Origin of the sequence: Nocardiopsis sp. Huas11, assembly GCF_003634495.1 — a bacterium.
Taxonomy (GTDB): Bacteria; Actinomycetota; Actinomycetes; order Streptosporangiales; family Streptosporangiaceae; genus Nocardiopsis.
Genome location: NZ_RBKY01000001.1, coordinates 983,604 through 1,009,841 on the forward strand (window position 1 = coordinate 983,604; position 26,238 = coordinate 1,009,841).

Genomic DNA, 26,238 nt, shown 5'->3' on the forward strand with positions numbered 1-26,238 from the left:
GGTGCCACGGGCGGCCGCGGCGCTACCTCTCCGAGTCGTCGGGGAACAGCGCCGCGGTCGTCGGCGGTGAGAGCACCGCCGCGGACGCGCTGACCGCGACCACGAGCAGGACCGCGCCGAGGGCGTACTGGTGGCTGGTGAACATGTAGTACGCCACCACCCCGAGGAAGAGCTGGGTGACGAAGACGGGCGTGCGGGCCCAGTCGCGCATCTGCCACAGGCCGCGGGCCACGAACACGAGCAGTGCGCCGACCCCCAGTCCCAGGACGGCCAGCGGAATCGCCGACGTGACGTCGGCGGCGTCGCCGGAGACCGCGGTGACGAAGCTGTAGAGGCCGCCCACTCCGGCGGCGAGCCCGATCAGGGCCTCCAGCGCGGCGGCGATGACGATGGTGACGGGACGCGAGGACACCCGTCGAGACTAGAGCATCCCCGGCGCGGGCCGTCGCCGCCCCGGTCCCACGCGCGCCGCCCCCGGCGTGCGCCCGGTCCTGCCGCGCGTGCCGCCCCCGGGAGACCTACACTGATCGAGTGCGCGCCCTATTCATCGTGAACCCCCAGGCGACCACGACCACCTCGCGCACGCGTGAGGTGATCCTGGGCGCCCTGGCGTCCGAACTGGACGTCACCCTGGCCGAGACCCGTTACCGCGACCACGCCGGAGAGCTCGCCCGTGGCGCGGCCGGCGACGGCTTCGACCTCGTTCTGAGCCTGGGCGGTGACGGCACGGTCAACGAAGTCGTCAACGGGCTCCTGTCGGCGCCCGACGGGCTCAAACGGCCCCGGTACGCCGTGATCCCCGGGGGCAGCGCCAACGTGTTCATCCGTTCCCTGGGCGTGCCCGGCGACCCCGTCGAGGCCACCGGAGTGGTCCTGGAGGCCGTGCGGGAGGGACGCGAACGGGAGATCAACCTGGGGCGGATCACCAGCGACCAGGACGACCGCTATTTCACGTTCAGCGCGGGGTTCGGCTGGGACGCCGACGTCGTACAGCAGGTGGAGCACGAGCGCTCGAACGGGCGCAGGGCCACTCCGGCCCTGTACGCGGAAGTGGCCGTGAAGCTCTTCTTCCAAGGGGATATCCAGGATCCGTCACTCACCGTGGCCGCGCCCGGAAGGACCCAGGAAGGGGTGTATTTCGCTCTCGTCACGAACACCACTCCGTGGACGTATGCGGGCGCCCTGCCACTCCAGCCGACGCCGGCCTCACGTTTCGAGCTGGGGCTGGACGCTTTCGCGCTGACCCAGTCCTCGCACGCCCTGACGGGCTGGATTCTGTCCCAGATGTTCTTCCCGAAAGGGCTTCCCGCACGGGGCGACGGCTACCTGACCTGGCACGACCAGCAGACGATCACCATCACGTCGAGCCACCCGAGAGCATTCCAAATCGACGGCGAATACCTCGGAGACCGCGAACAGGTCAACTTCCATTCGATATCGAAGGCATTACGAATCGTGTGCTAATTGGCGCCTCGCACCCTTTCGGGGAGGGCATGCACGGAGGTCAGGGGCTGTGTGACGCACCTGACACGCCGATGGGGACCTTTGACCTCAGGAAGCCTTGCACGCGTCCGGCAACCCTGTCACGCTCAAGATATCGCCGCGGGTTACGGGCGAGTTAATTGGGGCGCTTCCCATGTGGCCATGGGGTGAAAGCTGGACCTCACTGGCTGCGACTCCCTCCGGTGGAACCCATCCACCGGGCGCTCCACGCACGATACGCGGACACATTCGTACAAGCATACGCACCGCAAGCGTAGAAGCAGGTTACGCACACGGTCGTGAAAAGCTTCACAATACCCCGATCGCCTCACCGTGAGGAGTGGACCGCATGGACTGGCGCCATGACGCCGCCTGCCGTGACGAAGACCCCGAGCTCTTCTTCCCCATTGGCAACTTCGGCCCCGCACTGATCCAGATCGAGGAAGCCAAGGCGGTCTGCAACAGCTGCCCCGTCAGCGCCGCGTGTCTGCGCTGGGCCCTCGACAGCGGCCAGGACGGCGGCGTCTGGGGCGGCACCAGCGAGGACGAGCGCCGCCGCATCCGCAAGCGCGAGGCCGCACGCCGCCCGGTGTTCTCCTAGGGCTGTACTTTCCGAGGCCCGCACCCGTTCTTCGCGCGGGCTCCGGTCCGACCGTCCACCCCCGGTCGCTCCGCGGGTGACCACCCGACCCCCGGTGGTCGCGCCATCGATCGCGTGCGCTCCCGGCCCCGCCGACCCCGGCTCCACGGGTCGGCGGGCGCCCCGGCGTGTCAGGGGAGTTCCGGCTCCTCCTGTTCCACGGGCAGCGTGATCGCCACCTCCGTGCCGCCGGTCTCCTTGGGCTTGATGGCCAGCGTGCCGCCCAGTTCCCCGACGATGAGGGTCCGCACGATCTGCAGGCCCAGGCTCGTGGTCCCCTCCAGGTCGAAGTCGGCCGGCAGCCCTCCCCCGTCGTCGGAGACCGCCAGTTCCAAACTGCTGGTCCCCGGGAAGCCCGGCCCTGCGTCGTAGCGCTGGACCCGGACCTCGATACGGCCCGGCCCCTGGCCCAACCCGTGCTCGACGGCGTTCTGGACCAGTTCGGCCAGGACCATGGACAGCGGTGTGGCCACCAGGGCCGACAGCAGGCCGAAACCGCCCACGCGGCGGGGCACGACCACGCCGTCGGTCGAGGAGACCTCGGCCGCCATCTGGATGACGCGGTCGGCGATGTCGTCGAAGTCCACGACCTCGTCGGGCGTGTGCGAGAGCATCTCGTGCACGATCGCGATGGAGCCGACCCGGCCCACCGCCTCGTCCAGCGCCGCGCGCGCCTCGGGGATGTCCAGGCGCCGCGACTGCAGCCGCAGCAGGGCGGCGACCGTCTGCAGGTTGTTCTTCACCCGGTGGTGGATCTCCCGGATGGTGGCGTCCTTGGTCATCAGCTCGCGCTCGCGCCGCCGCAGCTCGGTGACGTCGCGGACCATGACCAGGGCGCCGATGCGCACCTCGTCGATCACCAGCGGGATCGCCCTGATCTGCACGGTGACCCCGCGCGCCTCCACCTCCGCCTCCTGGGGCGCCCGGCCGCTGGCCGTGTAGGTGAGCGCCTCGTCGCGCGCCTCCGCCGACTCCGCCAGCTCCAGCGTGGTGCGGTCCAGCCGAGCCCCCACCAGGTCGGCCGCCAGGCCGAGCCTGCGGTAGGCGGACAGGGCGTTGGGGCTCGCGTAGACCACCTCGCCGTTCTGGTCCAGCCGCAGCAGGCCGTCGCCGACGCGGGGCGAGCGCACCATGAGCGGGCCCTGGTCCACGAACGGGAAGACGCCCTCGGCGATCATCTGCGCCAGGTCCCCGGCGCTCTGCAGGTAGGTCAGCTCCAGGCGGCTGGGCGTGCGCGCCGAGCTCAGATTGGTACTGCGCTGGATCACGCCGATGAGGTGGCCCTGCCGGCGGACCGGGACCGTCTCCTCCCGGACCGGGACTCCCCCGGACCAGTCGGGGTCGCCGTCGCGGCAGATGCGCCCCTCGTTCCAGGCCCGGTCGATCAGGGCCCGCCGGCCGAGCACCCGCGGCGCCGTCCGCGAGGTGAGATCGGTCATGTCGTCGAGCAGTACGGTTTCGACCAGATCGTCCTGGAAGGCCGTCGGGCCGGTCGTCGGACGCATCTGGGCGATGGCAACCCAGCCGTCGTCGCCGCGCAGACGCACCCACAGCACGAGGTCGGCGAACGAAAGGTCCGCCAGGAGCTGCCAATCGGAGACCAGGGCGTGGATCCACTCCAGGTCGGCTTGCTTGAGCGACGTGTGGCGTCTGATGAGATCACTGAGGTGAGGCACTCACAAATCATCCCATGGAGGCGTGCATACTCAAGGGGTACGCACTCGACCAGTGGTCCACACCAATCGGCGGTCGGTCCCCACCGCCACGACCACCTCCGGACGGGCGTGTGTCAGGGCTCGGATCGCGGTGGAGGAGACTGATGACGGTTCAGCGCACACTGGACGGCAACCCCAGGGTGCCGAAGTACTACCAGGTGAAGAAGCAGCTGCTGGAACTGATCGAGGCCATGCCGGCGGGCAACCCCGTGCCCCCGGAGCGGACGCTGGCCGCCCAGTTCGGCACCTCGCGCACCACCGTGCGCCAGGCGCTGACCGAGATGGTGGTCGAGGGGCGGCTGCTGCGGATCCAGGGCAAGGGCACGTTCGTGGCCAAGCCGAAGGTCGCGCAGGTGCTCCAGCTGACCAGCTACACCCAGGAGATGCGGGCGCACGGGCTGCACCCGGCGACCCGGATCCTGGACGTGAGCTACATCAACGCCGACGACCAGCTGGCCGAGCTCCTGGCGATCCGCTCCGGCGGGCGTGTGCTGCGGATCGAACGGCTGCGCCTGGCCAACGGCGAGCCGATGGCCGTGGAGACGGCCCACCTCGCCGCGCGGCGCTTCCCCGGACTCCGACGCCAGCTCGACCGCTACGCATCGCTCTACGAGGCGCTGGCGAGCGCCTACGACGTCTCCCTGGCCGAGGCCGAGGCCTCGATCGAGACGGTCCTGGCCACGCCCAACGAGGCGCGCCTGCTCGGCGTGGACGTGGGCCTGCCCCTGGTCCTGCACTGCCAGCACAGTTTCGACGGCGACGGCCACCCGGTGGAGTGGGTGCGCTCGCTGTACCGGGGCGACCGGTACAAGTTCGTCACCCGCCTGCGCCCCCCGACGGGCTGACTCCCGCTCGCCGGAACCACAGGGGGTTGATCCGGGCCAAAGCAGGAAGGACTCCGGAGGCGTCCGTTGAGGGTGGTGGCGGGCGACGGTGTGGGCACGAGCCGGCACACCGGAAGGCGCGAAGGCCCCGTCTAGGGGCGCCCGAGGACCTCGGCCAACGCGTCGACCACGCGCGGGTCGTACTCGCTGTCGGTGTCCATCCGCAACCGCTCCAGGACGGCGGCGCGGCGCTCCTCGTCGCTGGTGCCGCCCACGAGGTCGTCGAACGCGTTGGCGACCTTGATGATGCGGCTGCCGAGCGGCGGCACGCCCTCGTCCCCGTCACCGTCCAGCGGCTCGCACTGGCGCCGGACGAGTTCGGCGACGTTGTCCAGGACACCGGTCTCGCGGATGATCGCCGACCCCAGCTCGGCGATGCGCCGCTGCTCCCGGGGGGAAGCCAGCACGGTCGCCCCGCCCGCGATGGGCTCGCGCAGCGACAGCTGGCCGATGTCGTGCATCAGGGCCGCGTACTCCAGTTCCAGCAGCTGCGCCTCGACCAGGCCGAGCTCGCATCCCACCGCGCGCGACAGGTCGCCCACGCGGCGCGAGTGGCCGTTCTCGACGTAGCCGCCGACCTCGGTGACCCGGCTGAGCGCGCGCACGGTCTCCAGGTAGGTGCGCCGCACCTCCGCGTGCCTGCGGAAGGCCACCTGGGACACCAGGAGCGGCGCGGTGAACACCAGCAGCCCGACCAGTCCGGTCACCGTGCAGGCCAGGGCGATGAGCACGCCGCTGGAGCCGATGGCGGCGCCCGCCGCGGCCTGGGCCCGGATCTCGTCCCCCACGGCCACCAGGACGCGGGTGCGCAGCCGCTCGGCCCGCAGGACCGCGGCCACCAGGGTGTCCGCCAGCCAGGCGAGCACCACCAGGGCCGCCATCAGGAGCGTGGCGGTCACCGACGGCCCGACCAGGGACAGGCCCTCGACCAGGGGGCGGAACGTGACCGCGAGCAGCATCGCGACCAGGATCCGCCGGGCGACGCCCTCGACCTGCGGGCCGCGGCCCACGGCCACGTGCGGCAGCTCGCCCAGGGCCACGCCCAGGGCGACCACGGCCACGACCTGCCAGGCCGGGTACAGGACCGGCTCGTCCCCCAGGCTCAGCAGGAGCGAGTAGCTGATCGCCCCGGCCGAGGCGATGGGCGCGAGTTCGCGGTGGCCGGGCAGGGTGATGCGGGCGAGCTCTCCGACCGCGATCACCAGGCAGAAGGCCAGTGCCGTGTAGGGCCCGGTGAACCCGGTGACGGCCGTCCAGCCCACCGCGGCCAGGGCGCCCGCGCCCACCGAGCCGACCAGGACGGCGCGCACGGGCCGGTCGGTCCAGGGCACGCCCGCGCGCCGTCGGCCGGGCGGACCGACCGACGTCGGGTCCGTCTCGGATCCCGACGGCGCGGGCCCTTCGGACTGCCGCTGCGTCATCACAGGTCACGCCCGCCCGTCACTGCCTCGGCCGGCGCGGAGTCCGGGCCGTCGGCGGCCGACTCGTCGGTCACGGCCGCCTCCAGGGTCTCGGCGTCCTTCTCGGGGGCGTCGGGCACGGGTGCCTCCGGGGCGTCGGGATCGGGACGGTCGGTCCGACCGTAGGTCCCGCCGGGCGGCTCGGCGATGTCCGGGGTCTGCCACCCGTCCCGCTCCACGGCCCGGACCAGGGCCTCGACCATCCGCGGGTCGAACTGGGTCCCCGCACAGCGCCGCAGCTCGGCGATGGCGTCCTCCACCGACCACGCCTGACGGTAGGAGCGCGTGGAGGTGAGGCAGTCGAAGACGTCGGCGACGCTGATGACACGGGCCGACTCGGGGATCTCCATCCCCACCAGGCCCATGGGATAGCCGCGTCCGTCCAGCCGTTCGTGGTGGTGGCGGATGCCGGCCAGGGCCTCGTCCAGGAAGCTGATCTCGCGCACGATCTCGTACCCCCGCGTGGGGTGCAGCTTGATCGCCGCGTACTCGTCGTCCGTGAGCTTGCCGGTCTTCTGCAACACCTTGGTGGGCACCCCGAGCTTGCCGATGTCGTGCAGCATCCCCGCGTAGCGGATCTTCTGCACCCGCTCGGCGGGCATACCCAGTTCTCGGGCGATCATGGCGGCGCCCTCGCCGACGCGCATGCTGTGGCCCCGCGTGTAGTAGTCCTTGGTCTCCACCGCCTGGCAGAGGGTGGCGAGGGTCGCCTCGTGGGCGCGGGCCTCACCGGACTGCTGCGCGAAGGTCCAGCGGGCGATGAACAGCGGGAGCAGGACCAGCAGCGGCGCGATGAGGCCGACGCCGCCCCAGACCGCCGCGATGGCCAGCCCGAGCATCTGGTAACCGATGGACGACAGCTCCACGGCCATCAGGGGGCGCCAGCGGAACCGGCCGCCGCGGCGCTCCCGTACCGCGCCCAGGGTCCACATGAGCAGACCGATGAGCACGGAGTTGACGAGTGTGTGCGTGAGCACGGCGGCGACGTAGGGGAACACGACCGCCGGGAAGTCCTCCCGGGCCGGTTCCCCCACGGTGCCGCCGAGCAGCAGGTAGACGTGTCCGGCCGCGTAGGCCGCCAGTGCGAACTGGGCCCCGTTGAAGGAGCGCTTGACCAGGTTCTGCCTGCGGATCGTCAGGCAGGAGGCGAAACCGACGACGGCCGCGCCGACCGGGCCCACCAGGACCACGGCGGCCAGTGACACCGCCGAACTCGGCGAGATCCCGGCCTTGACGTCCGCGACGACGATCGTGCTGATCGACTCCGCGACCACGAACAGGACCGCGATGAAGACCAGGGTCTTCAGATCGATGCCCGTGTAGGGCCCGACGAGCATGATGGTGACCGCACTGACAACGACGATTCCGACGTAGACACGCGCGCCCCCGGGAAGAGCCCGCACCCCCGTTCACCCCCCACCAACGACGACCGGACTGTCATGGTTTCACCGGTTCTGTTCTACCACCAAGACCATCCGGAGATGTGGGTCGCGACCCATTGGGTGATAGCCAGCGCCTGGATCATGTGTACGAACATGCTTGTCCCCTCTCCCCGACACGGCCGCGCGCGAATTCCCCGGCGCACGCCGCGTAAATTACCCCATTCGTTGGATATGGCGTCCAGTTTAACGGGCCCTCACGGCCCCCTGATTCACCACAACCCGAACCGGCGGCACACGTGCCCGCCAATTGGGTCATGGATTCCGAAACATGGAATTACGAATTCCTTTAGTAATGACATCCAATGACTCTGCGTAATCAGGTAAGATCGGACACTCGACGCCGATCTGCGGTGACAACGGCACCAAGCGACACCTCTCCCGGCGCCCCGGCCAGCGCCAACTACACCCAGTGACCGCCCGAGAGGCGCGTGCATCGCCCTGGTAAAAATCATTCCGAGTCGGTCACGACGGCGATTCGTCCGGGCGCGCCGGGCGTGTCCTGTCGGCGGGGACGGCGGACCACGGATCGCGGCATGACCAAAACCCCGACAGGGAAGGGGAATCCGACACGTCGCTCCTACAAACGTCTACAAACAGACCACACTACGACATAGGGTGCCAATAGTTCAGGAACTCCGGCATGCCCATAAAAAAACGGCGACAGCTGGCATTCCAGCTGTCGCCGACGTGGGTTCGCCGCGGTCCGGCGTTCGGGGAAGGGCTCCGCCTTCCCCGAAGGTCAGGCGGGAGCCCCCGGCGTCTCCAGGCGCTCCGCCCGCTCCTCACGCGCCAATTCCTCGTTCCGGGCCCGCGCCAGGCGACCGAGCACCTTGTCGCGCAGATCCATCGGCACGGGGTCGCACCCGCAGTGTTTCGCGACGAGTTTCTTCACGGCCTCCTCGAGACCGTACTCGTCCAGGCAGGGGCCGCACCCGTCCAGGTGCCGGCGGATGTCCTCGCAGTTGCCCTCCTCAAGCTCCCCGTCGATGTACGTGTAGAGCTTGTCGAGCACCTCGCTGCACGGGGTGTCGTGGTCCTTGCCGTGGCCGCCGCCCATCACCGATCTCCTCGATCCGACCCAGTCGCCTCTGCCCGTCCGGCCGCGGACGATCCCGAGGCGACGGCACCGGCGGCCTCGGCCGCACGCGTCGCTCCGAGGAAACCGCGGTCCACCGCGTACTCCTCCAGCAGAGACCGGAGCTGGCGACGCCCCCGGTGGAGCCGGGACATGACCGTCCCGATCGGCGTCCCCATGATCTCGGCGACCTCTTTGTAGGCGAAGCCCTCGACGTCGGCGAGGTACACCGCGATGCGGAAGTCCTCGGGCAGCTCCTGGAGCGCCCGCTTGACGTCGCTGTCGGGGAGGTGTTCCAACGCCTCGGCCTCGGCCGACTTCAGCCCGGCCGCCGTGTGCGAGGCGGCCTGCGCCAGCTGCCAGTCCTCGACGTCCTCGGTTCCGGCCTGCTTCGGCTCACGCTGCTTCTTGCGGTAGGAGTTGATGAAGGTGTTGGTGAGGATGCGGTACAGCCACGCTTTGAGATTCGTCCCCTGTTTGAACTGGTGGAACGAACCGAACGCCTTGGCGAAGGTCTCCTGGACCAGATCCTCGGCGTCCGCGGGGTTGCGGGTCATCCGCAGCGCAGCGGAGTAGAGCTGGTCGAGAAAGGGCAGAACGTCCCTCTCGAAGCGCTCGTCCCGCTCCTCGGCTGTCTCCTGGCCCTGTTCCAAGCCCGTCGGCCTCCTCGCGCTGGTCCCAGCTGCGGCATCCATATCCACACGATACGGTCCCACACCTGTGACCCGCGCATCGGCGCCGCGTGGCGCCGACACCTCTTCCTCGCGTACGAGGCACGCACCGGCTGTCGCCATGGTCTGGCGGTCCTCCTCGTGATCTCACCCTCATCGGCCCGGATTCCTGACGCCGGGCGCGGTGTCGATCTCAACAACGCGTCTCCCGGACTGATTCCGCCCTGCGCGAAGCCGGCCCCCTCGACCTGCACGACTTTGTCGTTTACCTCGGTCGACGAGGTGAGGCATGGCAGAGTGCGGGTAGGACCAATGAAGGATGGGAGAGGAGTGCACGTGCGTCCGTCCTCGACTCCGGCGTCCGATCGCCCCCGATCTCCCGCCGCCCAGTTCGCCACCCCCGACCGACTGTCGGACTACTGGCGTTTCTATTGGGCGGTGGCGGAGGCCCAGACCGCGCGCTGGCTCCCGCGTACCCCCTCACGGCTGCTCGACCTGTCCAGCCCCGACTTCCAGGGCACACCCCGTGCCGTGGCCGCCGGGCACGACGTGGTCACCCTGCTCCCGTCACTGGATCTGGCCCTGCGCGGCCCGCTCACCCTGGTCAACGGGCGCGCCATGGTGCCCCCGCCCGCCCGCAGGGGCCGGCTGCGCCGTGTGGTGGGCGGCTCCGACTTCCTGCGCGGGTTCGCCTCCGAGGCCTTCGACGGCGTGATCGCCGACAACCGCGTGCTGTCCCGCCACCTGGCCACGGAGTCCTCGCTGGCGGAGGTGGCCCGGGTGCTGCGGCCCGGCGGCCGGGCGCTGGTGAGCGTGGACTCGGTGGTGCTGGGCATGGCCCTGCTGGCCGAGCAGGACTGCTGGCCGGAGCTGAGCCACGCCCCGAGCGCCGATGTGCTGCTGGTCCCGTGGCCGGACGGCTCCATCACGCGGTGCTTCACCGGCGAACAGCTCACCGAGACCCTGGTGGACGCGGGGCTGGAACTGGAGTGGATCAAGCCGCGCACGGTCCTGTCCGCGTCGACGGTGGAGATGATGCTGGCGCGCGACCCCCGGTCGATGGGGCGCCTGGTCGAGATGGAGCTGCGGGCGACCGAGTCCGACGACTACGTCGGCGTGCACATGGTGGCCAGCGCCCGCAAACCGGACTGACCGGCGGCGCGGGCGCGGACCGCACCCCGACGGGAACCGCCGCCGACGCGGGCTTAGGTTCGCATCGAGCCCCCTCCCGCAAGGAGTACCTCCGTGCGCAACGTCCGAGCCTTCCAGTCCCTCGTCCTGCTGTCCGCCCTCGTCGTCCTTTGCACCGGGGCGATGGACGTCGCCCTGGGCACCGCTCCCCTGCCCGGCGACGACGCCGTCCCGGTCAACGTCGACAGCAACTACCGCTTCTTCGCCGCCGTGTGGCTGACCCTCGGCGTGGCCCTGGTCATCGTGGCCGCCCGGGTCCGGGAGCCGGAATCGACCCCGCTCCTGCGCCTGGTGTGCGCCGCCGTCCTCCTGGGCGGAGTGGCCCGGGTCTGGTCGATCGTGGTCGCGGGCGTGCCCGACCCGATGCTGCTCGCGCTCCTGGGCGTGGAGCTCGTCCTGCCGCCGGTCCTGCTGCTGTGGCACCGCGCGCTCACGCGCGGGGCCGCCCCGACCCCCTCTCCGGACGGGCGTTCGGCGGCCTGATCCCGGCCCGAATGGGGGAAAGCGCTTACACTTGCGCAGGAAGACCCCCGCCCGGACCCTGGAGAGACATGGCCCTGTTCGACCTCCCCCTCGACGAACTCCGGGCGTACACGCCCGAGCGCACCGAAGCGGCCGACTTCGACGACTTCTGGAGCAAGACGCTCGCCGAGGCCGCAGAGTTCGACCTGGCCCCGGAGTTCACCCCCGCCGACACCTCGCTGACGGGCGTGGAGGTGTACGACGCCTCGTTCGCCGGCTGGGGCGGCCACCGGATCAACGCCTGGCTGCTGGTGCCCAGGGGCGCCGACCGGCCCCTGTCGTGCGTGGTCCGCTTCATCGGCTACGGCGGCGGCCGGGGCTTCGCCGAGGACCACACCGTGTGGGCGGCGGCCGGCCACGCCGCCCTGATCGTGGACAGCCGGGGCCAGGGCGGGGCCGCCCACCACGCGCCCGGTGCCACCGCCGACCCCGACGGCGGCGCGTTCGCGCAGGCGCCCGGGGTGATGACCCGGGGCGTGCTGGACCCGGAGACCTACTACTACCGGCGGCTGTTCACCGACGCGGTGCGGGCCGTGGACACCGCCGCCGGCCACCCAGCCGTCGACGCCGACCGGATCTCGGTGTCGGGCGGAAGCCAGGGCGGGGCCATCGCCCAGGCCGCCGCGGCCCTGCACCCGGGCGTCCGGGCGGCGGTGATCGACGTGCCGTTCCTGTGCCACATGCGCCGGGCCGTGGAGATCACCGGCAAGGAGCCCTACGCCGAACTCGTCCGCTTCCTGGCCGCCCACCGCGGCCAGGAGGAGCGGGTGATGCGCACCCTGTCCTACTTCGACGGCATGAACCTGGCGGCGCGGGGCCGTGTGCCCGCGCTGTACTCGGTGGCCCTGATGGACGAGGTGTGCCCGCCCTCCACCGTGTTCGCCGCCCACAACCACTGGGCGGGTCCCAAGGACATCACCGTGTGGCCGTGGAACGGCCACGAGGGCGGCGGCGGCGAGCAGATGCGCGCCCAGCTGCGCTTCCTCGCCGACCTCGACTGAGGCGGCCGGGGGCCGAGCCCCCGCCGCCGCCCCCACCGGGCGGCGGCGGGACGCCCGTCCCTCAGTCGGCCAGGGGCAGGTACACCCGGTTGCCGTGCTCGGCAAACTCCTCGGACTTGTCCGCCATGCCCTTCTCGATCGCGGCGACGGTGTCCAGTCCGTTCTCCTCGGCGTACCTGCGCACGTCCTGGGAGATCTTCATGGAGCAGAACTTCGGCCCGCACATGGAGCAGAAGTGCGCGGTCTTGGCGGGTTCGGCGGGCAGGGTCTCGTCGTGGAAGGCCTGTGCCGTCTCGGGGTCGAGGGCGAGATGGAACTGGTCCTGCCAGCGGAACTCGAACCGCGCCTTGGACAGCTCGTCGTCCCACTCCTGCGCCTTGGGGTGGCCCTTGGCGATGTCCGCGGAGTGCGCGGCGAGCTTGTAGGTGATGACGCCGGTCTTGACGTCGTCGCGGTTGGGCAGGCCCAGGTGCTCCTTGGGCGTGACGTAGCAGAGCATCGCGGTGCCCAGCCAGCCGATCTGCGCGGCGCCGATGGCCGACGTGATGTGGTCGTACCCGGGGGCGACGTCGGTCGCGAGGGGGCCGAGCGTGTAGAACGGCGCCTCGCCGCACAGCTCCTCCTCCAGGCGCACGTTCTCCGCGATCTTGTTCATCGGCACGTGTCCGGGGCCCTCGATCATCACCTGCACGTCGTGCGCGCGGGCGATGTGCGTGAGCTCTCCGAGCGTGCGCAGCTCCGCGAACTGCGCCTCGTCGTTGGCGTCGGCGATGGAGCCCGGGCGCAGGCCGTCACCGAGGGAGAAGGTGATGTCGTACTCGCGGAAGATCTCGCAGAGCTCCTCGTAGTGCGTGTAGAGGAAGCTCTCCTTGTGGTGGGCCAGGCACCACGCGGCCATGATGGAGCCGCCGCGCGAGACGATGCCGGTGACGCGGCGGGCCGCGAGCGGCACGTAGCGCAGCAGCACGCCCGCGTGGACGGTCATGTAGTCGACGCCCTGCTCGGCCTGCTCGATGATGGTCTCGCGGTAGACCTCCCAGCTCAGCGCGGTGGGGTCGCCGTTGACCTTCTCCAGGGCCTGGTAGATCGGGACCGTGCCGATGGGCACCGGGGAGTTGCGGATGATGCGCTCACGGGTCTCGTGGATGCGCTTGCCGGTGGACAGGTCCATCACGGTGTCGGCGCCCCAGCGGGTCGCCCACACCATCTTCTCGACCTCCTCGGGGACCGAGGAGGTCACCGCCGAGTTGCCGATGTTGGCGTTGATCTTGACCAGGAAGTTCTTGCCGATGATGGTCGGTTCGGACTCGGGGTGGCAGCGGTTGACCGGGATCACCGCCCGGCCCAGGGCCACCTCCTGGCGGACGTACTCGGGGTCCATGGATTCGCGGGCGGCCACGAAACGCATCTCGGGGGTGATGGTGCCGGCCTTGGCGTAGGCCAGCTGGGTGACCGCGCCGTTGACCGGTTCCCTGGCCTCGACCCAGCTCTGCCGGGTCCTGGGCAGCCCGGCGTGGACGTCGATGTGCGCGGAGTCGTCGGTGTACGGACCTGAGGTGTCGTACAGGTCGAAATGGCTGCCGTTACTGAGTTCCACCCGCCGCTGCGGGACGCGGAGCGTGAGCCCTTCGGGGGTGTCGAGTTCCCGGTGGACCTTGGTCGATCCCATGATGGGACCGGTGGTCACCTGGTGCACGTCGGTGGTGGAACCGGTGTCGCGGCCGTCAACAGCCGTCATGGCATGCCTCCCTACGTCGGAATTACCCGAACAGGTTCTGCGGTCGGCGACGCCCTTGAGTCGCCCTCTCAGCCCGCCATGGTGCGAGCTCCCGCGTTGCTTATTCACATGTGCGCACGTGGTGCGTGCGGAGGCGTCCCGTGGGGACGCCCGGCCCTGTGGCCTCGCACACCATATCCGTCTCCCACCCGGACCTGTCCAGGGGTGCCGGGGTCAGAAAAGTGTGTCCGGTTCGGCGCCACCGGTCGCGGCGACCGGCGTGAGCAGGTCAGGGGCGTTGTTCTTGATGGTGTTGACGTCGGTGGAGACCTCGTCCACCGCGAAGCCCTCGGCCGGGGTCCGCGCCAGCACGTGCAGGAGCTCGTCGGTGCCGGCCTCCGGGTCCAGCCACGTGGACCAGGTGTCCGCGGGCAGGACGACGGGCATGCGCTCGTGGATGTGGGCGAGGGCGGGCGCCGCGTCGGTGGTCACGACCGCGCAGCTCCAGAGCCAGGCGGCGGGGTCGTTCTCGTCGGCCTCGGGGTCGCGCCACCGCTCGAAGATCCCGGCCAGGGCCAGGGGGGCGCCGTCCGGGTAGCGGATGGCGTAGGGCTTCTTGGCCGCCCTGGCCTTGCGCTTCTTGTGGTGGGGGTCGGTGACGGGCGAGGTGCTGGCCTCGACCCGTCCGTCCTTGCCGACCAGCTGCCACTCGTAGTAGGCGTCGGCCGGCAGGAGGCAGCGCCGCCGGCGGAAGGCGGTGCGGAAGGCGGGCTTGTCGGCGATGGTCTCGCTGCGCGCGTTGATCATCCGGTAGCCGATGTTGCGGTCCTTGGCCCAGGAGGGGACCAGGCCCCAGCGCATGGTGTGCAGCGAGACCGGTCCGGGCTCGGCGGGCGCGTCGCCCTGGGGCGGCGGGCCGAGGACCGCGTACACGGGCCGGCCGGGCGAGATGTTGTAGTCCGGGGCCAGCTCCTCCAGCGGCGGCCAGGCCCGGGGATCGGGGTCCTCGGGCAGGACCTCCTCGGGCAGGTCGAAGGCGAGCTGGAGCTCGTGCTGGTTCCGGGACTGGGCATAGCGACCGCACATGGGTGTGATCCTACGGCTCCGCCCCGACATCCCTGGGTCCGGCCGACACCGTCCCGCCCTCGTCCTCGACCGCGTCGGCGTCGGCGTCGGCGTCGGCGTCGGCCGCGTGGGCCGCGTCGCCCGTCCCGGGTCCCGCCACGGCGGTGTCCCCGGTGCCGCGGGCCCGCCAGGCGCGGACCAGGCCGACCAGGACGGCCAGCGCGCCCAGCGGCCCCAGCGCTCCGGGCGCCCAGGAGTCCAGCGCCCGGAGCAGGACGGACCGCACCCGGGCCTGCTCGGCGTTGGCGGCGACCTGCGGTTCCTCCAGGGCGAGTTCGGCGCTCAGCAGCGGGACCTCCCCGTGGCCGTCGCGGGGGCGCAGGGTCTCCTCCCGCTGCTCCGTGGCGTGGACCACGATCCCCGTGATCGGCTCCACCCAGAACGTGCGCGTGACCTCCAGCCACCGGGTCGCGGCCACGGTGCCCTCGGCGCCCGCGGTGAAGAGCGAGGCGGGCACCGGGCGGGCGGAGTCGGGCACCTGGGTGGCGTTCACCGACTGGGTGTAGCGGCCGGTCCTGAGCCCGGCGACCTCGTCCCAGTCGTCGAACTCCAGTACGGGGGCCGAGCGCACCTCGGCGTCGTAGTAGGGGTAGTCGTCCTCGGACGCGCCGGCGGGCCAGTGGTGCACCAGGCCGGCCTGACGGACGGCGCGGTCGCCGTTGACGTGCTCGCCGCAGCAGTTCACGGCGCGTCCGGTCTCGCGGTCGACGATGACGCGGCGGGCGGCGTGGTCGATCATGCGGTCCGGCAGCGAGGTGTCCACGACCATCTCCCACGCCGACCAGTCGTTCCCGTGCGCGGTGGCCTCCACCCGGGTCACGCGCCGCAGCTCGACGGCGTCGACCCAGGCCCACCGGGAGGTGTCGAGGTAGCCGGCCTCGCCGTCGACCATGGCCACCGAGAACTCGGCGGAGGCCGGGATGAGCGCGACGCGGTCGTGGACGTAGAGCGGCAGCAGGGCGGCCAGGGTCAGCAGGAACGCCCCGGCCGCCACGGCGACCGTGCCCTTGGGCAGCGGCCGCCTCGCCTGGACGAGGGGGCCGACCTGGCTCCCGGTGTCGGCGGTCATGTCCGGGCCTCCTCGGTGTCGGCCGCCGCGGGCCGGTCGGCGGCGCCGTCCCCGGCCGTGGGGCCGTGGGCCGTGACGGCCCCGTCGGGTCGGGACGGGTCCGCGGGCCCGCCGCCGGGCACACCCCCGGGGACGCCGCCCCCGCCGCCGGGCTCCCCGTCCTCTCCGGCCGGGGAGCCGGCGGCGATACCGGGCACGGCGTCCCCGCCGGACCTGGCGCGCGCACCGGGCGGGTCGTCGTCGGCGTCCTCGTCGAGGCCGCGCTGGCCCAGGGCGAGCACCAGCCGGGCCAGGGCGGGCAGGCACAGCGCCTGGGGCACCCATCCGCGCAGCGGGCCGCCGAACACCTGGGAGACGTCGTGGAAGGGCATGTACAGCGCCAGGTAGGTGCCGGCGGCCATCGCCAGTCCGGCCAGCACCAGGGCCACCGTCACCGTCCACGGGCCCGCCAGGTGGGGCAGGAGCCGCCCGCCCATCGACGGCCGCCCGGGTTTGGCGTGCCGCAGGCCCTTGGGCGCCCGGCGGCCCAGCCACCACATGCACAGCAGGATGAGTCCGACCAGGGCGGCGCCGGCCCAGCCGGCCACCCAGACGCCGTAGACGAGCCCGAGGGGCAGCACGACCCAGCGGCCGAGCCAGCCCGGCTCGGCGGCGGGCAGGGCGCGCCCCCAGCGCGGCGGCGACGTGCGCGCGCGCCGGCTCCGGGGCCACACGGCCACGAGGACGAGCACCACGGCCAGCTGGAAGCCGATGAGCAGTGCCGCGTGGTAGGCCTGATCGGGCGTGTACTCCAGGGTGACCGTCCCCGCGCTGCCCGCGGGCAGGACCCAGGCCTGCTTCCAGCCCTCCAGACGGACCGGTTCGAGCGGCCCGTCGGAGCCCTCCAGCCGGGCCGCCCAGCCCTCGTTGAAGTTCTCGTTGACCACGAGCAGGCTGTCCTCGTCCACGTCCACGTCGAAGCTGCGCCCGCTGGGGCCCCAGCCGTGCACCGTCTCGACCTCGGCCATGGTGACCTCGGGCCGGTCGGCGAGCGCGTCGGCGGAGTCCACCACGGCCGAGCGGACCTCGTAGCGGTTGCCCGGGTCGACCTCGACGCGGTTGGTGCCCCCGACCAGGTCGAGGTCGGTGCAGGACTCGTAGCTCACCGGCCGGCCGGTGAGCTGGTCGGCGAGCGTGCCCCCGCTGATGCGGGTCTCCACGCGCTGGTCGTTGACGCGCAGGGTCGGGCCCAGCCCGCACGCGGTGGCGGCGTCGCCCTCGGGCGCCGGCTCGACCGGGTCGACGCCGGGCACACCGATGGAGCCGATCTCCAGCGCCTGGTCCTCGGGCCGCTCGAAGGTCACGCGCAGGCTGTCGGCGGTCATGGACGCGAAGTCGACGCGGCCGCTTCCGTCCAGCCAGCCCTCGCGTACGGTGTCCCCGCCCTCGACGGTCACCCTGATCGGCCGCAGCACGCTGTCGGCGCGGGGGAAGTCGACGTCCAGGTACTCCAGGGTGGTGGGCTCACCGAGGTCGATGTCGAGCCAGGGCTCCTTCTCCTCGGGGTCGGGGTACCAGACGGTGCTCTCGTCGTCGTCCAGCGCGCCGCGGCCCATCGACGCCGGGTGCTCCACGGCGGTGGAGGAGGACGTCACCGTCGGGTATCCGCCCGCGCGGTTGGCCGCGTTCTCCGCCTCGCGGGGGTCGGTGAGCACGACCTCTCCGGAGACCCGGTGCGACCCCGACGCGGAGTCCTCCGACAGCTCGAACGTGCGGTCCAGGCGCCGTGAGTCCTCGCCCCGCACCTGGAGCCGGGGGTTGCACACCCACACGTGCGAGCCCTCCATGCAGCCCGGCGCCGTGCCGGTGGAACCGGTGAACAGCAGGGTGCCGGCGTCGGCGGGCCCGGGCACGACGAGGGTGCGGTCGGCCTCCAGGCCTGGCAGGGACAGGTCGGCGATGCCCACGCGGGTGCCGAAGCGGTACTCCGGTTCCCAGGCGAGCTCGTCCACGCGCACGCGCAGGGTCGAGGTGAGGCCGGGCGGGGCGACGAGGTCCTGGGGGTCGCCGGTCTCGGCCACCGGGACGTCGGACTCCCCGTTGTCGGTGACGAGCGTGACGCGCGAGGGCGGCGGTTCGCCGGGCAGCTGCTCGAAGGCCATGCTGAGCCCGTCGAGGTCGCGCGGTTCGGTGAACTCGACCTCCAGCCACTCGCCGATGGCGCCCGTGAACGCGCTGGAGCGCCAGGAGGTGGCCAGGTCGCCGTCCAGGGCGGCGTGCGGGGTGTTGCCGGGGTCGCGGTCGGAGCCGCGGGCGTCGGCCCCGCTCTCGGCGGAGGAGGCGGTGACCGAGGCGAGGCCCAGATCGCGGGCGTGGGCGACGTGGTCCTCCCACGCCGGGTCCAGGATGTCGGGCGCGGGGACGTCGCGTTCGAGCTCCTGGTCCTCGGTCAGGGTCGCCGAGACGTTGCGGCGCACGTCGGAGTAGACGACCTCGCGGCGGCGCGCGGTGTCGGTGACGACCGTGTCGGCGGCGGCGATCTCCTCGGCGCCCGGGTCGTCGCCGAGCAGGACGGGGCGGTCGTCGGTGATCAGGCCCTGTTCGGCCAGGTGCAGCAGGGACTCGGGGCCGCCGGTGACGCGCACGGCCTCGTCGGCGGGAACGGTGCCGACGGTCGGCGCGGCGTCGGCGACCTCGTAGACCGTGAGCGCCCGGTAGGGCTGGTCGAACCACTGGGACGCCGACTGGTGGTCCAGGGAGCCGATGACGGGGCCGAACTCCGCGGCCTCGGCGATGCCGGGCGAGGTGCGCAGCGCCTGGTGCACGCGGGCGGGCCAGCCGCCGTTGTTGCCCACGCGCTGGAGGTCGTTGCGGACGATGAGGTGGGTGACGCCCAGGCGGGCGAAGGTGGCGGAGAGCCCCGCCGAGCCGCGCCCGGAGGAGACCCGCTGGTCGATCTCGTGGTTGAGGCGGGAGACGCCCGCCGAGCCCCACGGGATGATCTGGTGGTTGGTCCAGGCGCCCGAGAGCAGCGGCTGCATGGGTTCGTCGAGGGGACGGCCCCACTCGTACTCGCCGCGCGCCGACCCCGGCAGGGCCATCGTCATGCCGCGCTCGTCGGAGCGCTCCTCCAGCCAGTCGGTGGCCTCGGTCCAGTACTGGGGCATGCGCTCGTAGCCGCCGGCCGGGGCGATGCCGACCGCGCCGATGGGCAGCAGGGTGACCAGGAAGGCGGTGGCGGCCAGGCCGGCGACCGTCCGGCGCAGGCGCGCCGAGACGGGGGTCGAGCGCCGGTCGGCCCGGTCGCGGGCCACGACCACCGGCAGGTGGGCCAGGCCCAGGACGAGGGGCAGTCGGATCAGCGCGTCGAACTTGTGGACGTTGCGGAACGGGGCGAGCGCGCCGTCGAGGAGGTCGCGCATGGTGCCGGCGAGGGGTCCGGTGAGGTCGCCGGTGTAGCCCGCGACGATCACCGCCGTGCCGGTGAGGAGGCAGGCGATGAGGAAGAGGCGCTCGGGGGTGCGGCGGTTGATGAGTCCGGCCAGGCCGAGTCCGGCGACCAGGGCGGTGGCGGCGATCAGCCAGGGGGTGGTGGACAGTTCCGCGCCGGAGGGCAGCGCGGTGTTGCCCTGGTCGGGCAGGAAGCCCATCCAGTTGGAGGTCCCGCGCAGCGCGTTGAGCAGCGAGGTGATGCCGGTGGTGACCGCGGCGTCCTCGGTGTAGGGCATGAACGAGTACACGTACCGCGACATGAGCAGCAGCGGGGCGATGTACCAGAACGAGGCCAGGACGAGCGCGACCGACCACCAGGCGATGAGGCGCCGCTTGCGGGGCCCGGGGGCACGGGTGAGCAGGTAGAGGCCGGGCACGACCAGGACGGCCAGTTCGGAGGCCGCGTTGGTGCCGCCGCACAGCAGGAAGGCCGCGCCGGACAGGAAGGCCATCTTGAGGGGGGAGGCCGCGGGCCTGCCGTCGGGGTCTCCGGCGCCGTTGCGCGCGCCGATGATCAGCGGCAGCAGGATCCACGGCATGAGCAGCATCGGCTGCAGCTCGGCGGAGTTGTAGGACAGCAGGGTCAGCACGCGCGGCGCGAGGGCGTAGGCGACCCCGGCGAGGATGCGGGTGTTGACCGTGCCCAGGCCCAGGGCCTCGGCCACCTTGTACACGCCCGTGAACGCGGCGATGAGCAGGACGGCCATCCACAGCCGCTGGATGAGCCAGTCGGGCATGCCGGCCAGGTCGAGCACCAGGTGGAAGGGGCCGTTGGGGAAGAAGTACCCGTAGGCCTGGTTCTGGATCTGCCCGAAGTAGGCGGCGTCCCACAGGTGCAGGGCTCGCTCCATGAACCCCAGCGGGTCGGCCGTCAGGTCGATCTTGGTGTCGCTGACGATTCTGCCGGGGTTGATGCTGGCCGCCAGCGCGCCCAGGAGCAGACACACCGTGAGGACCTTCAGCCGCGCCAGCAGCTTCTCGTCCAGTCCTCCGCCGGGGGCGGACGGTGCTCTGGAATCCTCCGGTTCGCGCCTGACGGTGGATTCCGCCGAAGTCACATCTTCTCTTTCTTGCCCGCCGCGGAGTCGTGGGTGCCGGGGGTGGCGGCCGGGTCGGCGAGCCGGAGTTCTCCGGCGACCAGACGGGCCATCCGTGCGCCGCTGGCCTCCCAGGTGAACTGGGCGGCCCACGCCCGGCAGGCGCCGCGGACCTCGGCCGCTCTCCGGGGGTCGGAGAGCTCCGCCAGGGCCCGGTCGACCACGTCGGCGAGGTCCTCGCCGTCGCGTACCAGCCACCCGGTCTCGCCGTGTCGTACCGAATCGCGAAGTCCGTCCACATCGTAGGCCACGGTGGGGACGCCGAGCCTGGCCGCCTCGATGACGGTCAGACCCCAGCCCTCGAACTCGGAGGCGGTCACGTGCAGGTCGCAGGAGGCCAGCAGGCGGTTCTTGTCCGCCTCCGGAAGGAAGCCGTGCAGGCGCACGGCGTCGCCGAGGCCGTCCCTCTCGATCTGGTCGGCGAGGTGGTCGCCCTCGGGTCCGCGGCCGATGATGTGCACGCGCAGGTCGGGGTGGGACCCGCGCAGCCCGGCGGCGAGGTCGACCACGCGGGAGACGCGCTTTTGCACGACGAGGCGGCCGAGGCTGACGATGGCCGGGAATCCGGTGGAGGCGGGGCCGGCGTCCTCACCGGACCGCGGCGGGCACAGGGCGGGCGCCGGGACGCCGCCGTTGTGGATGATCTCGATCGGCGCGCGCCAGCCGAGTTTGTCGCGCATCGCCGCGCGAGAGGACTCCGAGACGGTGACCGTGGTGCAGCCGCGGTAGACCCAGGAGGCGACGGCGGACTCCATGAAGCGCCCGAACCAGGCCAGCGGAGCCGGGAAGTAGGCGTTGAACTGGAGGTCGTGCACGTGGTGGACGACGCTGACGACCCGGGTCCGGCGGCGCAGGACCAGCCGCGACAGGAACGGGATGCCGTTCATGCAGTCGAAGGCGAGGTGGTACTCCCGTCGCCACAGGGCCAGCCACGCCATCACGCGGGGGTAGACGGTGAACCGTCCGCCCATGCGGCGGATGACGATCCCGTCCTTGGTCTCCACGCGCGCCTGGTGGGGCTCACGGCTGGTCAGGAAGGTGACGATGGCGCCGCGTCCGGCCAGGTGGCGGCTGATCCGCCAGGCGTACTCCTCGGCACCTCCGGCGGTGCTCTGCCAGGGGTCGCGCCAGTTGATCATGACGAGCCGCACGCCGTCCAGGCGCGGGCCCGGGTCGGTGGGCGGCTCGGGAACCGTCACGGCCGGGACCGCGGACGGGGCCGTGACCGCGGCCGGGGCGGGGGCCGTGACCGCGGAGGTGTCGGGTGCGACCCTGTGGTGGACCTTCTGGAAGACCACAAGCTCTCCTTCCGCGCGGGGACCGGCGGGGCCGGAATCCGTTGCCGTCCGCGCTTGGCTGAACACTCGGGGTGAGGATCTGCGCGTAGCGCCGGGCGCACGCGGGACGGACCCGTCGAGGGTGGGGATGGGGGCGGCCTGGGCCGCGGACCAGTGAGCGGGGCGCCCCGCGGGGAGCGGGGCGCCCCTGGTCCTCACCGCACGGCGGCCTAGCGGTCGCCGTAGTTGTAGAGGGTTTCGTTCACCGGTTCCGCGGTCGCGGTCGACTCGGTGGCGAGCTCGGTGGCCACCACGGTGGCACCTCCCGCCAGAGCCGCGCCGATCACACAGGCGGCGATTACCTTGATCACTTGGGGATCTCCTTCCGCGCGCCCGGCTTCGAGGCGAAGCCGAAGCACTGGAAACCGAGACTAGAACCTGATCTAGCTATAGACCAGATGATTGCCCCAACTGTAACTAACCCCCCGGTAACTTCCAACCCCGGAATGTCAGGTTTGTCCGCCTTGATGTGCTGTTCCGGGACGCGCAGCAGCGTCAGATCCGCGGAGTCCACCACAACTTCCACACCAGTGCCCTGCGACCAGAACTGGTTATCAATGGCCGCCGAGACCACGACGTACCGCACGCCGAGCCCACCGAGCACCCGCGCGAGCTCCTCGGTTTGGCCCGCCTCGGCCGGCGCGGGCAGTCCGGTGGCGGGGTCCACGTCCAGGGCGCGCGCCGCCTCCCGGGCGCGGGCGTCCTCACCCGAGACCACCACCGCTCCCCCGTCGGGGGTGCCCACCACCAGGTCGTCGTTCCACAGGGTGCGCCGGTCGAAGGCCTTGGTCGCCGGGTCGAGCACGACGACGGGTGCGCCCGACCACTCCGGTCCGCGGTAGGCGCTCCAGGGCAGCACGAGCACCGCGCCGGGCACGTCGTCGGCCGCGACGAGCTCCTGGGCGCGCGTCCACGCCCGCGGATAGTCGACCGGGGTCAGCAGACCGCCCGCGCCCCACAGCAGCCCGGGCAGGACCACCACCGGCGCCAGCACGGCGAAGGCCGCCGCGGCCACCCTGGTCACACCAGGTGATCGCGAGGGGCGCACAGGGCTCTGCAGGAGGAGACGGGGCCGCAGTGAGGAACGAGCAAGGCAAGTCGACGACGAAGAGCCCTGTTCTCCGCGCCCTGAGCCCCGGCCGAGCCTGCGAGGGCGTAATAGGCACAGGACGGCGGCGCCCAGGCCCAGTGCCTGCACGAGCGCGAGCGGGGCGACGTAGAGCTGGCCGTCCCGCAGTGGGCCGAACCCCGGCCAGAACCCGATCAGTGCCCGCACCAGCGCCTGGCCCGTGTCGCTCGCCCCCAGCAGGGCGATGGCGAGGCCGACCGCCGCCGCGACCGACAGGCCCGCCCCGAACCCCGGACGCTCACGGCGCGTCCACCACACCCATCCCGCGAGGGAGACGAGCACCAGCAGCAGCCGCGCGGTCGCCGTCACCGGTTCGCCGTACCCCGGGGGGACCGCGCCCGAGTTCCACACCCCGCCCGACAGCAGCAGCGAGCCCACGACCCCGAAGGGGGTGTCCGAGCGCGCGGCGAAGGCCGCCGCGCCCGCGGGGTCGGTCGCCGCTCCGCTCACCAGCGACGGCAGCAGCCAGGGCAGGGAGACCAGGGCCAGTGCCAGGACCAGCAGCAGGCCCCGCCCCCACCAGCGCACGGTCGGGCCGCCTCGGCGCGTGCGCTGCTCCCGCTCTCCCTCGAAGGCCGGGTCGCCAGGGGCGTCGCGGCCCGCCGCGAGCGCGACGGGGCCCGCGGTCAGGGCGGTCAGGATCACCGAGGAGAAGCCGCCGACCGCCGCCGGGACCAGCGCGCACACCAGCCGGGCCAGGGAGCGCCCGGACGCACGCGGGCTCCCGAGCCGGGACGCCGCGCCCACGACCCACGGCAGTCCCGCGTACCCGAGCAGCACCGCCCACTGGCCCAGCAGCAGGCGCTCGGCCACGAAGGGATTCCACACGAAGGCCACGCCCGCCGCGGAGGACGCCAGCAGCGCCGGCACGCGCCCCGGGCCCGGGTCCTGCCCGCGCCCCCGTCCGCCCAGTGCGACCAGAAGGAGCCGTGCCGCGCCCGCGCCGCCCACCGCGAACACCGCGAGCAGGGCCAGTGACTGCACCACGTGCCCCGGCAGGACCAGGGAGGCCAGCGCCACCACCGCGTCGCTGGGCATCGCCCGGGGGAACCCGTCCGCGCCCCGCAACACCGTGCCCAGGGGCAGGTCGGGCACGAACACCATGTCGTAGCGCAGCACGTAGCCGGGCCCGAGCGCGGGACCCAGGGCCAGGGCGCCCGCGAGCACGCCCACCGCCCACGGCAGGAGCCGTTCCGGCCACCGTCCGCTCATCCGCCGCCCCCGTCCGCCGGACCGGTCCTCACAGGAGCACACTGTCGGAGAAGCGCCCCTCGACGTAGTCCCGGTAGGACCTGATCACGACCTCGTAGTTCCCCGACACCGTCGCCTCCCACCGGGTGTCCTCCCCCGTGGAGCCCTGCGTGCGCCATCCTTCACCGTCCCCCGGTCCACGGTCGTCCCGGCGCTCGCACTCGACCGCCGGCGAGGAGGAGGGCGGCGGGGGCGTCGGCGGGTCGGGCCGCTCGGGCGCGGGGTCCGGCTCGGGTTCGGGGTCGGGCTCGGGCCGGGAGGAGGGCGACGCGTCGTCCGGGGTCCGGGAGCCGTCGCCGTCGGCGTCGGCGTCGGGGACCCCGTCCCCGGCCCGGGGCCCGTCCAGGCCGTCCCGGGGCCGCCGGAACTCGTCGGCGGGCCCGCACTCCAGGGCCCGCAGCCACACCTCGTAGTGCGAGGCGTCCTCCACCGCGTCCCACTCCACGACCGCGCCGCCCTCGCGCACCCGCACGCCGCCCGGCCCGGGCGGCGGATCGTCGTTCCAGACGATCTCGACGGGCTCGGAGTCCGGCCCCTCGTCCCGCCCCTTCACCGGGCGCACCACGAACTCGTAGCGGGCGCCGCTGTAGAGCGCCTCCACGAGCACGGAACGGAGGTCCCCGTCGTCCTCCGCCTGGGTCGGCAGGACCGTCGCGTCGTCGGGGTCGGGGGCGATCCGGCGCTGCACCACGCGGTAGTCGGTCGCCCCGGGCACGGCCGGCCAGCTCAGCAGCAGCCCGTCGGCGGCTTCCTCGGCCTCGGGTTCGGGGGCCTCGGACGGTCCCACCGCCACGTCCGGCAGGGGCCGGGGGTAGGCCTCGCCCACGCCCAGCGGATCGGCGAGGGCGTCGGCGAAGGCCGCCGCGATCTTGAGCTCGCCGCGCGCGTTGGGGTGGACCTGGTCCCAGTTGTCGTAGGCGGGCGCGTAGTCCCTGGCCACCTGGGCGACGGTCACGGGCGACTCGGAGGAGGTCAACTGCTCGGCGAGGTCGACCACGCCCATGTTGAAGTGCTCGATCTCACCGTTGACGCGGTCGTCGTCTCCGGTGCCCTCGACCGGCGGCAGCTCCCCCACGACGAAGCGGGCCTCCCCCTGCACGACGCGCACCGTCGAGACCATCTCGCCGACGCCCTCCAGCGCGTGGTCGGCGCCGCCGCCGCGCAGGATGTCCTCCATCCCGGCCAGGAGCAGGAGGTAGTCGGGGTCGTACTCGGACGCGATCCGGGCGAGGTCGGCGGACAGCTCCTCGGAGGTCGCGCCCCACCGGGCGGCGTGCCCGGTGTCGAAGTCGGGATCGGCGTAGGTCCGGTCGCCGTCGTCGCCCTCCAGCGCGTGCATCTCCTCATCGGGGCCCACGAAGACGGCGTCGACGCCGCTGCGTTCCAGGTGCGTCCACAGCCGGTAGCGCCACGTGAAGTCGCCGCTGCTGCCCTGGGTGAGGGAGTCGCCCACCGGCATGATGCGCAGCTCCCGGTCGGGCGGCCCGGGGACGCTGACGGGTTCCTCGGCCCGCTCGTCCGCTCCGCCGCCGACCCCGGTGCCCGTGCGGATGATGAGGAGGGTGACCGCCATGGCGGCGAGCATGACGCCGAGCAGTCCGAGCGGACCGGGTTCGAACCGGGCGGGCCCGTAGCCCCGGGTGAGCAGGCCGCGCCAGGACAGGTCCCGCCACGAGAGGCCGCGCCAGTACGCCGCGGTGAACAGCCGACCGGTGCGCGCCCGCCCCGGCTCGCGCCGATCCGCGGGGCCCGAGGGGGACACGTCGTCCATCTCCGGCTCGTCTGGGTCCGCCACCGTCACCCGATCCCTCACAGTCGCGCCGCGCGAGCGGCTCCGGAACAGGTTCTAGCCTGTCGCCGGGACGCTCCGCCCGCACGTGGGGGCGCGCGGCGGAGAATGCGTACCGCACCAGGCTACTGGGCCGAAGAGCACGGTTGAAGGCCAGGCCGGACAACGGA

The 26,238-nt window shown here is 72.4% G+C and carries 20 protein-coding genes and 1 riboswitch; of the genes, 6 read left to right on the forward strand and 14 right to left on the reverse strand.

Going from position 1 to position 26,238, the window contains the following annotated elements; all coding sequences use genetic code 11:
• Positions 1-22 precede the first annotated feature (22 nt).
• Positions 23-412, reverse strand: a complete 390-nt coding sequence (locus tag DFP74_RS04360; RefSeq protein WP_121180521.1) for a hypothetical protein — start codon at positions 410-412, stop codon at positions 23-25.
• Between the two features lie 119 nt (positions 413-531).
• Here DFP74_RS04360 and DFP74_RS04365 point away from each other — a divergent pair, with 119 nt between their 5' ends.
• Together DFP74_RS04365 and DFP74_RS04370 are read left to right on the forward strand one after the other, a co-directional pair.
• Entirely contained in the window at positions 532-1,464 is a 933-nt protein-coding gene (locus DFP74_RS04365; RefSeq protein ID WP_121180522.1) for a diacylglycerol kinase family protein, read from the forward strand.
• A 367-nt stretch (positions 1,465-1,831) separates the two neighbouring features.
• Positions 1,832-2,083 carry a WhiB family transcriptional regulator gene (locus DFP74_RS04370; RefSeq protein WP_121180523.1) on the forward strand — a complete coding sequence of 84 codons (252 nt, stop codon included), beginning with the start codon at positions 1,832-1,834 and terminating at the stop codon, positions 2,081-2,083.
• 170 nt (positions 2,084-2,253) lie between these two features.
• On the opposite strand, the gene DFP74_RS04375 is transcribed toward DFP74_RS04370, so the two are convergent.
• Complete coding sequence (locus DFP74_RS04375; RefSeq protein WP_121180524.1) at positions 2,254-3,798, reverse strand: sensor histidine kinase; 1,545 nt, start codon at positions 3,796-3,798, stop codon at positions 2,254-2,256.
• A gap of 143 nt (positions 3,799-3,941) precedes the next feature.
• Here DFP74_RS04375 and DFP74_RS04380 point away from each other — a divergent pair, with 143 nt between their 5' ends.
• A complete protein-coding gene (locus DFP74_RS04380; RefSeq protein WP_121180525.1) occupies positions 3,942-4,682 on the forward strand; it encodes a GntR family transcriptional regulator in 741 nt (246 codons plus the stop codon).
• Positions 4,683-4,813: 131 nt separating this feature from the next.
• Here DFP74_RS04380 and DFP74_RS04385 read toward each other — a convergent pair whose 3' ends face one another.
• From DFP74_RS04385 to DFP74_RS04400, 4 genes are all read right to left on the reverse strand, one after another.
• The gene (locus DFP74_RS04385; RefSeq protein ID WP_121180526.1) at positions 4,814-6,142 is read right to left on the reverse strand and encodes an HD-GYP domain-containing protein; all 1,329 of its coding nucleotides are present in this window, start codon (positions 6,140-6,142) and stop codon (positions 4,814-4,816) included.
• Positions 6,142-7,518 (reverse strand): HD-GYP domain-containing protein, encoded by a 1,377-nt coding sequence (locus DFP74_RS04390; protein WP_199725860.1) that lies wholly within the window; start codon positions 7,516-7,518, stop codon positions 6,142-6,144. The genes DFP74_RS04385 and DFP74_RS04390 overlap by 1 nt, the downstream gene beginning before the upstream one ends.
• Positions 7,519-8,362: 844 nt before the next feature.
• Entirely contained in the window at positions 8,363-8,680 is a 318-nt protein-coding gene (gene rsrA / locus DFP74_RS04395; protein WP_121180528.1) for a mycothiol system anti-sigma-R factor, read from the reverse strand.
• Entirely contained in the window at positions 8,680-9,351 is a 672-nt protein-coding gene (locus DFP74_RS04400; protein WP_121180529.1) for a sigma-70 family RNA polymerase sigma factor, read from the reverse strand. Before DFP74_RS04400 ends, rsrA begins: the two co-directional genes overlap by 1 nt.
• A gap of 348 nt (positions 9,352-9,699) precedes the next feature.
• Between DFP74_RS04400 and DFP74_RS04405 the strand changes: the two genes are divergently transcribed.
• From DFP74_RS04405 to DFP74_RS04415, 3 genes are all read left to right on the forward strand, one after another.
• Positions 9,700-10,521 carry a methyltransferase gene (locus DFP74_RS04405; protein ID WP_121180530.1) on the forward strand — a complete coding sequence of 274 codons (822 nt, stop codon included), beginning with the start codon at positions 9,700-9,702 and terminating at the stop codon, positions 10,519-10,521.
• Between the two features lie 93 nt (positions 10,522-10,614).
• A complete protein-coding gene (locus tag DFP74_RS04410; protein WP_158612963.1) occupies positions 10,615-11,043 on the forward strand; it encodes a DUF4345 domain-containing protein in 429 nt (142 codons plus the stop codon).
• Positions 11,044-11,111: 68 nt separating this feature from the next.
• Positions 11,112-12,083, forward strand: a complete 972-nt coding sequence (locus DFP74_RS04415; protein WP_121180532.1) for an acetylxylan esterase — start codon at positions 11,112-11,114, stop codon at positions 12,081-12,083.
• A 61-nt stretch (positions 12,084-12,144) separates the two neighbouring features.
• Here DFP74_RS04415 and thiC read toward each other — a convergent pair whose 3' ends face one another.
• From thiC to DFP74_RS04450, 8 genes are all read right to left on the reverse strand, one after another.
• Complete coding sequence (thiC, locus tag DFP74_RS04420; protein ID WP_121180533.1) at positions 12,145-13,821, reverse strand: phosphomethylpyrimidine synthase ThiC; 1,677 nt, start codon at positions 13,819-13,821, stop codon at positions 12,145-12,147.
• Positions 13,815-13,926: riboswitch (TPP riboswitch) on the reverse strand. (Overlaps the previous gene by 7 nt.)
• 108 nt (positions 13,927-14,034) lie before the next feature.
• A complete protein-coding gene (locus DFP74_RS04425) occupies positions 14,035-14,886 on the reverse strand; it encodes an SOS response-associated peptidase (RefSeq protein WP_121180534.1) in 852 nt (283 codons plus the stop codon).
• A gap of 10 nt (positions 14,887-14,896) precedes the next feature.
• Complete coding sequence (locus DFP74_RS04430) at positions 14,897-15,994, reverse strand: DUF3068 domain-containing protein (RefSeq protein WP_121180535.1); 1,098 nt, start codon at positions 15,992-15,994, stop codon at positions 14,897-14,899.
• Complete coding sequence (locus DFP74_RS04435) at positions 15,991-20,523, reverse strand: alpha-(1->3)-arabinofuranosyltransferase (RefSeq protein WP_121180536.1); 4,533 nt, start codon at positions 20,521-20,523, stop codon at positions 15,991-15,993. Before DFP74_RS04435 ends, DFP74_RS04430 begins: the two co-directional genes overlap by 4 nt.
• Positions 20,520-21,860: a glycosyltransferase family 4 protein gene (locus DFP74_RS04440; protein ID WP_121180537.1), complete on the reverse strand. Its 1,341-nt coding sequence runs from the start codon at positions 21,858-21,860 to the stop codon at positions 20,520-20,522. Before DFP74_RS04440 ends, DFP74_RS04435 begins: the two co-directional genes overlap by 4 nt.
• A 209-nt stretch (positions 21,861-22,069) precedes the next feature.
• The gene (locus tag DFP74_RS33770; RefSeq protein ID WP_199725478.1) at positions 22,070-22,210 is read right to left on the reverse strand and encodes a hypothetical protein; all 141 of its coding nucleotides are present in this window, start codon (positions 22,208-22,210) and stop codon (positions 22,070-22,072) included.
• Positions 22,207-24,240, reverse strand: a complete 2,034-nt coding sequence (locus tag DFP74_RS04445; RefSeq protein WP_121180538.1) for a hypothetical protein — start codon at positions 24,238-24,240, stop codon at positions 22,207-22,209. The genes DFP74_RS33770 and DFP74_RS04445 overlap by 4 nt, the downstream gene beginning before the upstream one ends.
• 28 nt (positions 24,241-24,268) lie before the next feature.
• Complete coding sequence (locus tag DFP74_RS04450) at positions 24,269-26,050, reverse strand: GDSL-type esterase/lipase family protein (RefSeq protein ID WP_121180539.1); 1,782 nt, start codon at positions 26,048-26,050, stop codon at positions 24,269-24,271.
• Positions 26,051-26,238 lie beyond the last annotated feature (188 nt).